Origin of the sequence: Mycobacterium sp. ENV421, assembly GCF_002887815.1 — a bacterium.
In the GTDB taxonomy this organism is placed as follows: Bacteria; Actinomycetota; Actinomycetes; order Mycobacteriales; family Mycobacteriaceae; genus Mycobacterium.
Window position 1 is genome coordinate 24,606 of the sequence record NZ_PDHO01000041.1, and the last position, 6,972, is coordinate 31,577.

The following is a 6,972-nucleotide window of genomic DNA, read 5'->3' on the forward strand; positions in this document are numbered from 1 at the left end:
GGCTGGCAAGGCCGGCTCCGGGCGTAGAAGAGGTATGAGGCACAGATGAACCAGCCGTTGGGTTATCCGGCGACTCCGCCGCAACCCAAGAAGCCACCGGCGTGGAAGGTCGGCGGCGCCACCATCCTGTCGTTCGTCGCGCTGCTCTACGTGATCGAGATCGTCGACCAGCTCTCGGGGCACTCGCTGGACCGCAACGGCATCCGGCCACTGGAAACCGACGGCCTGTGGGGCATCGTGTTCTCGCCGCTGCTGCACGCCAACTGGCAGCACCTGGCCGCAAACACCGTGCCGGCCCTGGTGCTCGGCTTCCTGGTGACACTGACCGGCATGGCCCGGTTCGTCTGGGCCACCGCGATCATCTGGATCGTCGGCGGATTCGGCACCTGGCTGATCGGAAACGTCGGCTGCGGGCTTGAGACCAACCACATCGGCGCCTCCGGGCTGATCTTCGGCTGGCTGACCTTCCTGTTGGTTTTCGGCTTCTTCACCAGGCACCCCTGGTGGATCGTCACCGGGATCGTGGTGCTGTTCGTCTACGGCGGCGTGCTGTGGGGGGCCATGCCCGAATTGACCACCTGCGGCGGGGTGTCCTGGCAGGGCCACCTGTGCGGGGCGATCGCCGGCGTGCTGGCCGCCTACTGGCTGTCCGGTCCGGAACGCAAAGCGCGGGAACGCAAGAGCGCCGGCCAATTTCCCGGCCTGACGTCATGAGCGACCGCTTCGCGCCGGTCGGCATCTTCGATTCCGGCGTGGGTGGGCTGACCGTCGCCCGCTCGATCATCGACCAGCTGCCCGACGAGGACATCATCTATGTCGGCGACACCGGCAACGGACCCTACGGTCCGCTGACCATTCCCGAGGTTCGGGCGCACGCATTGGCGATCGGCGACGACCTCGTCGAGCGCGGGGTCAAAGCCCTCGTCATCGCCTGCAACACCGCGTCGTCGGCCTGCCTGCGCGATGCGCGCGAACGCTACGACGTGCCCGTCGTCGAGGTGATTCTGCCCGCCGTGCGGCGCGCGGTGGCCACCACGCGCACGGGACGCATCGGGGTCATCGGCACCCAGGCGACGATCGCGTCCGGGGCCTACCAGGACGCGTTCGCGGCGGCGCGCGACGTCGACGTCGCGGCGGTGGCATGCCCGCGGTTCGTCGACTTCGTCGAGCGCGGCGTCACCAGCGGCCGCCAGGTGCTCAATCTGGCCGAGGGGTATCTGGAGCCGCTCCAGCGTGCACAGGTCGACACCTTGGTGTTGGGCTGCACGCACTACCCGTTGCTGTCCGGGCTGATCCAGCTGGCGATGGGGGATTCGGTCACGCTGGTGTCCAGTGCCGAGGAGACGGCCAAAGACTTGCTGAAGGTTCTGACCGAGCGCGATCTGCTGCGCCCGCACGAGGCACCGGCGGCGACCCGGCTGTTCGAGGCGACGGGTGATCCCGAGGCGTTCACCGCTTTGGCGGCGCGCTTCCTGGGTCCGGCGATCACCGGCGTCCATCCTGTGCACCGTCACGTCTCGGCGGCAACGTGATTCTCTCTGACAAACCCGTCATGTTTTCCTCGTGTGGCAACCGGGCATGGCAAGCTGGTGGCTGTGCGAATCACCGTTCTCGGTTGCTCCGGCAGTGTTGTCGGGCCTGATTCGCCGGCGTCCGGCTACCTGCTGACGGCACCGGATACACCGCCTCTCGTCCTCGATTTCGGTGGCGGTGTGCTCGGCGCGCTGCAGCGCTACGCCGATCCCAACGAGGTGCACGTTCTGCTGTCGCACCTGCACGCCGACCACTGCCTGGATCTGCCCGGCCTGTTCGTGTGGCGTCGCTACCACCCGAGTCCGGCTCAGGGCCGCGGCATCATGTACGGCCCCAGCGATACCTGGACTCGGCTGGCGGCGGCGTCGTCGCCGCTCGGGGGCGAGCTCGACGACTTCTCCGACATCTTCGACATCCGCCACTGGCAGGACAACCAGCCCGTGCAATTCGGTGCCCTGACCGTGCTGCCGCGGCTGGTGACCCATCCGACCGAGTCGTTCGGTATGCGCATCACCGACCCGTCCGGCGCCACCCTGGTCTACAGCGGCGACACCGGCGTGTGCGAGTCACTGGTCGAATTGGCAAGGGGTGCGGACGTTTTCCTGTGCGAGGCATCGTGGACGCACGCACCGGAGCGGCCGCCCCATCTCCATCTGTCCGGCACCGAAGCCGGCCGGATGGCCAAGCGTGCCGGCGTCGGCGAACTGTTGCTCACCCACATCCCGCCCTGGACGTCGCGGGAGGACGTGATCTCCGAGGCCAAGGCGGAGTTCGACGGTCCGGTACACGCCGTGGTGTGCGGGGAGGCCATCGACGTCCGTCGGCACTGACGCCCTCGGGCCCGGGTCTGATTGCCCGAACTCCTCCTCGGCTCGTGCCTCGCCGCATCGTCGCTCGGCTAGTGTTTCCCACGTGTCCCGACGACAAGACGGCAGGCTTGACGACGAGCTGCGCCCGGTCACGATCACCCGTGGCTTCACCTCCCATCCGGCCGGCTCGGTGCTTGTCGCCTTCGGCGAAACCCGGGTCATGTGCACGGCGAGCGTCACCGACGGGGTGCCGCGCTGGCGCAAGGGCTCCGGACTGGGCTGGCTGACCGCCGAGTACGCGATGTTGCCCGGCGCTACGCACACCCGGTCCGATCGCGAATCGGTGAAGGGCCGCGTGGGCGGACGCACCCAGGAGATCAGCCGCCTGGTTGGGCGCTCGCTGCGGGCGTGTATCGATCTGGCCGCGCTCGGCGAGAACACCATCGCCATCGACTGCGACGTCTTGCAGGCCGACGGCGGAACCCGCACCGCCGCGATCACCGGCGCCTACGTTGCGCTCTCCGATGCCGTCACGTACCTGGCGGCGGCAGGCAAACTGTCCGACCCGCGCCCGCTGTCGTGTGCCATCGCGGCGGTCAGCGTCGGGGTGGTCGACGGCCGCGTTCGCGTCGACCTTCCCTACGAGGAGGACTCGCGCGCCGAGGTCGACATGAACATCGTCGCCACCGACACCGGAACACTGGTCGAGGTCCAGGGGACCGGCGAAGGTGCGACGTTCCCGCGCTCGACGCTCGACAAGATGCTCGATGCCGCCCTCGGTGCCTGCGAAACCTTGTTCGCCGTGCAGCGTGAAGCCTTGGCACTGCCGTATCCCGGTGTGCTGCCCGACGGGGCGCCGTCGAAGAAGGCGTTCGGGAGCTGAGCTGAACCGCGTACTCGTCGCCAGCCGCAACGCCAAGAAGCTGGCCGAACTGCGCCGCGTCCTCGACGCCGCCGGGCTGGCCGGGCTGACCCTGGTCTCGCTCGACGATGTGCCGCCCTTCGACGAGGCGCCCGAAACCGGCGCCACCTTCGAGGAGAATGCGCTGGCGAAGGCCCGGGACGGCTACACGGCGACCGGGTTGCCCACCGTCGCCGACGACTCGGGGCTGACGGTGGCCGCCCTCAACGGGATGCCGGGGGTGCTCTCGGCGCGATGGGCTGGAACGCACGGCGAGGACGCCGCGAACAACGCGTTGCTCCTGGCGCAGCTGCGTGATGTGCCCGATGAGCGGCGTTCGGCGGCGTTCGTGTCGGCGTGCGCGCTCGTGTACGGACCCGGCGACGCCGACAGTGCGGTGGTGCGCGGCGAGTGGAACGGGGCGATCGCCCGGGAGCCGCGCGGTGCGGGCGGTTTCGGTTACGACCCGCTGTTCATCCCTGAGGGGGAGAGCCGCAGCGCTGCCGAGCTCAGCCCGGCGGAGAAGGACGCGGCGTCGCATCGCGGCCGCGCGCTTTCGTTGCTGACCCCGGCACTGAGTGCGCTGCTCAGGTGAGTGGAACGAGATTTTCCTAGCGCATCTAACCTGTGTCATGATGCTCGGGTGGGTCGTCACTCGGTCCGGGCGGCGCACCCCGGTGTTCTGATCGCCGTCCTGGCGGCGGCCGGCATCAGCGTGTCGCTGACGCAGACCCTGATGATCCCGCTCATTCCCGAGCTCCCAATGCTGTTGCACACCAACCCGTCCAACGCGTCGTGGACGATCACCGTCACCTTGCTGACCGCGGCGGTGGCGACGCCGGTGTTCGGCCGCCTCGGCGATATGCACGGCCCCAAGCCGATGTTGATGATCTGCGCGGGTGCGATGGCCGTCGGCTCGCTGCTGGCCGCGGTCACCAGCTCTCTGGTGCCGTTCATCATCGGGCGTGGGCTGCAAGGGCTGGCCTTGCCGATCATTCCGCTGGCCATCAGCGTGCTGCGCTCGGCGCTGCCCGCCGAGCGGGTCGGCCCGGCGATGGGGCTGATCAGTTCGTCACTGGGTGTCGGCGGCGCGATGGGCCTTCCGCTGTCGGCGGTGATCGCGCAAAAGGCGGACTGGCACACATTGTTCTGGGGCGCAGGCGTTCTCGGCATCCTGGCGATGCTGCTGTTCGCATTCCTGGTGCCCAACGTGCCGGCCAGCTCGGCCGACCGGTTCGACCCGCTCGGCACCCTGCTGCTGGCGGTGGGGTTGGTGACCCTGCTTCTGCCGATCTCCAAAGGTTCGACGTGGGGCTGGACGAGTTCGACGACGCTGTCGCTGTTCGTGCTCTCGGTCGCGGTGTTCGCGATCTTCGCCCGCTGGCAGTTCCGGACCGCGTCCCCGATCGTGGATCTGCGCACCACGCTGCGGCGGCCGGTCCTGACCACCAACGTCGCCGCGGTCCTGGTGTGCTTCGCGATGTTCGCGCTGTCGCTGGTCGGTCCGCAGGTGCTCGAGCTGCCGACGGGAACCGGATTCGGCCTGGGGCAGTCGATGCTGCAGGCCGGTCTGTGGATGGCCCCCGGCGGGCTGGCGATGATGTTCGCGGCCCCGCTTGCCGCACGTACCGCGGGCCGCCGCGGTCCCAAGTTCACGTTGGTCTGCGGTTCGGCGATCATCGCGGCCGCCTACCTGGGTGCGCTGTGGCTACTCGGCAGCCCTGCGGCGGTGATGGTGGTCAACATTGCCGTGAGCTTCGGTGTCGGGTTCGCGTATTCGTCGCTGCCCGCGCTCATCAATGCCGCGGTGCCGGTGTCCGAGACGGCCGCCGCCAACGGGATCAACGCGCTCGCCCGGTCGTTGGGCACCTCGGTGTCCAGCGCCGTGATCGGTGTCGTGCTCGCGACGATGACGATCACCTATGCCGGGCACGTCGTCCCGTCGCTGCACGGTCTGCGAACGGCGCTGTTGATCGCTGCGGGTGTCGCCGCGCTCGCGGCTGTTGTCGCAGTGACGATCCCGACTCGGGCGGAGATCGTCGTCGCCGAGTGGTCGGCGGACGACATCGAGCTGTCTGACGACCCGCTGATCAAAGGTTGAAGCGGGTCTTCAGCTCCCGGGTCTGCACCTGCTCGACGATGATGCCCAGCAGCGGGATGGTGCCGGCCAACAGCACACCGATGGTCTTGGCGATCGGCCAGCGCACCTTCACCGCGAGGTTCGCGGTGAAAAGCAGATAGATGAAGTACACCCAGCCGTGCACCACGCCGATCCAGGTGGGCGGGTTGTCGACCTTGACGACGTAGCGCAGCACGATCTCGTAGCACAGCGCGATCAGCCAGATGCCGGTCGTCCAGGCCAGGACGCGGTACCTGAGAAGGGCTTTGCGGATCGTCTCGTTCGGGACGCCCGTCGGGGTGTGGGCTTCGGGCGACTCGGGTGCGGTCATGCGGTGGTCCTGTTCTGATCGTCGTGGGCCTTGTCGGCCGCGGCCAGTTCGGCCAGATAGGCGTTGTATTCGCGCATTGCGGGGTCGGCCTCATCGGCCGCGGTGCCGGCCGTGGGCCGCGCGGGCAGCAGTCCGGCGGGGATCTCGGTGACGGAGTCGGCGTCCGTCGGCGGCTCGGGCACGCCGTCTTCTTCGTAGCGGATGAACTTGCGGTAGGCGTACACGCAGAATCCGGCGAACATCGGCCACTGCAGGGCGTAACCAAGGTTCTGGAAGGTGCCCGACGTCGACTCGAATCTGCTCCACTGCCACCAGCCCAGGGCCAGGCAGCCGCACGCGGCGATGATCACCAAAAGGATCAACGCGAACCTGCGGCGGCGGGTCGTGGACACACCACGACGGTACCCTGCCAGCGGTTATGGGTTCACCGGTGAGTGGCGCTCAGCACTTCGGGCCGATGAATTCGTCGAGGCGGGCGGTTGCCGCCTTCCGATAGATCGAGACGACGTACTTGGTCGACCGTGTCCATGGAATTCCGAGGTGGTCGAGGGCGCTGGTGAATAGGCCGAGGATGTCCTCTGAGTGATTGGTGAAGTGATACCGAATGCTCTTGACGCCGCGATCGTTGGCGACGACACGGCAGCCGTCGCTGTGGATCAGACCGCGGACGAAGTCTTTGGGCGCGCGCTCGACAAGATCTTGCTGCCAAGGCTCGAGGCGGATCGGCCTGGTGTGCTTTCTACCCGGACCGTGCTGTGGAAAAAGGCACGGCCAGTGTTTGGAGTAAAGGGAGACCGATACGCACCCCTGGGGATATGTGGCGATCGAGGCGTGCTGACCCGGCATCACTGTGTCGATTGCCGCGCAACAGTTATCGATGATGCCGGGGTACTTCTTGTCCAATGCGATCCGGAGCCGCCACACGCGCCGGTCTTTCGATATGCAGCCATCCCCGAGGTAGAGGCCGAGTAGATAACAGTAGGCACTCACTGGGAGTTCGGTGAAGTCATGGACAACGCCGCACGGCGCGCCTGGAACAGGACGGCGCATCGTCGCTGGGGGCCGGCGGCGCTAGTCCTTGACGGTGGGCCGCGGTACACCCGTTCGGCGAGCGATGTCGCAGTCGTTCAGGCCAGCGGCTATCAGTCGCTGTACGTTCGCAAACTCTTCGTCGGAACGGATGGTGTCGGCCTCTCTGCGTCGAGTCGACGCTAACGCCCCCCACCGACATTTAGCCTTGGTGTGGGTCCGCGGGCGGGCCGAACGTCCGACCGGGACA

9 protein-coding genes are annotated in these 6,972 nt (G+C 67.7%); 6 read left to right on the forward strand and 3 right to left on the reverse strand.

Annotation, left to right across the window (positions count from 1 at the left end; genetic code table 11):
* Positions 1–45: 45 nt before the first annotated feature.
* From CRM90_RS26855 to CRM90_RS26880, 6 genes are all read left to right on the forward strand, one after another.
* On the forward strand, positions 46–714 hold the full coding sequence (locus CRM90_RS26855) for a rhomboid family intramembrane serine protease (protein ID WP_102809932.1): 669 nt from the start codon (positions 46–48) through the stop codon (positions 712–714).
* Entirely contained in the window at positions 711–1,532 is an 822-nt protein-coding gene (gene murI / locus CRM90_RS26860; protein WP_102809933.1) for a glutamate racemase, read from the forward strand. Before CRM90_RS26855 ends, murI begins: the two co-directional genes overlap by 4 nt.
* A 57-nt stretch (positions 1,533–1,589) precedes the next feature.
* Positions 1,590–2,363, forward strand: a complete 774-nt coding sequence (locus CRM90_RS26865; RefSeq protein WP_102809942.1) for a cyclic nucleotide-degrading phosphodiesterase — start codon at positions 1,590–1,592, stop codon at positions 2,361–2,363.
* An 82-nt stretch (positions 2,364–2,445) separates the two neighbouring features.
* The gene (gene rph, locus CRM90_RS26870) at positions 2,446–3,225 is read left to right on the forward strand and encodes a ribonuclease PH (protein ID WP_102809934.1); all 780 of its coding nucleotides are present in this window, start codon (positions 2,446–2,448) and stop codon (positions 3,223–3,225) included.
* A 1-nt stretch (position 3,226) separates the two neighbouring features.
* Positions 3,227–3,838 (forward strand): RdgB/HAM1 family non-canonical purine NTP pyrophosphatase, encoded by a 612-nt coding sequence (rdgB, locus tag CRM90_RS26875; protein ID WP_102809943.1) that lies wholly within the window; start codon positions 3,227–3,229, stop codon positions 3,836–3,838.
* Positions 3,839–3,886: 48 nt separating this feature from the next.
* Entirely contained in the window at positions 3,887–5,344 is a 1,458-nt protein-coding gene (locus CRM90_RS26880) for an MFS transporter (RefSeq protein WP_102809935.1), read from the forward strand.
* Here CRM90_RS26880 and CRM90_RS26885 read toward each other — a convergent pair.
* Genes CRM90_RS26885 through CRM90_RS26895 form a run of 3 tightly spaced genes read right to left on the reverse strand, consistent with a single transcriptional unit; the run spans position 5,334 to position 6,617 of the window.
* Positions 5,334–5,693 (reverse strand): DUF3817 domain-containing protein, encoded by a 360-nt coding sequence (locus CRM90_RS26885; protein ID WP_102809936.1) that lies wholly within the window; start codon positions 5,691–5,693, stop codon positions 5,334–5,336. The two genes, CRM90_RS26880 and CRM90_RS26885, sit on opposite strands and share 11 nt — an antisense overlap.
* Positions 5,690–6,085 carry a hypothetical protein gene (locus CRM90_RS26890; protein ID WP_102809937.1) on the reverse strand — a complete coding sequence of 132 codons (396 nt, stop codon included), beginning with the start codon at positions 6,083–6,085 and terminating at the stop codon, positions 5,690–5,692. The genes CRM90_RS26885 and CRM90_RS26890 overlap by 4 nt, the downstream gene beginning before the upstream one ends.
* Before the next feature lie 49 nt (positions 6,086–6,134).
* Positions 6,135–6,617, reverse strand: coding sequence for an LAGLIDADG family homing endonuclease (locus tag CRM90_RS26895; RefSeq protein WP_233209530.1), 483 nt, complete (start codon positions 6,615–6,617; stop codon positions 6,135–6,137).
* Positions 6,618–6,972: the final 355 nt, after the last annotated feature.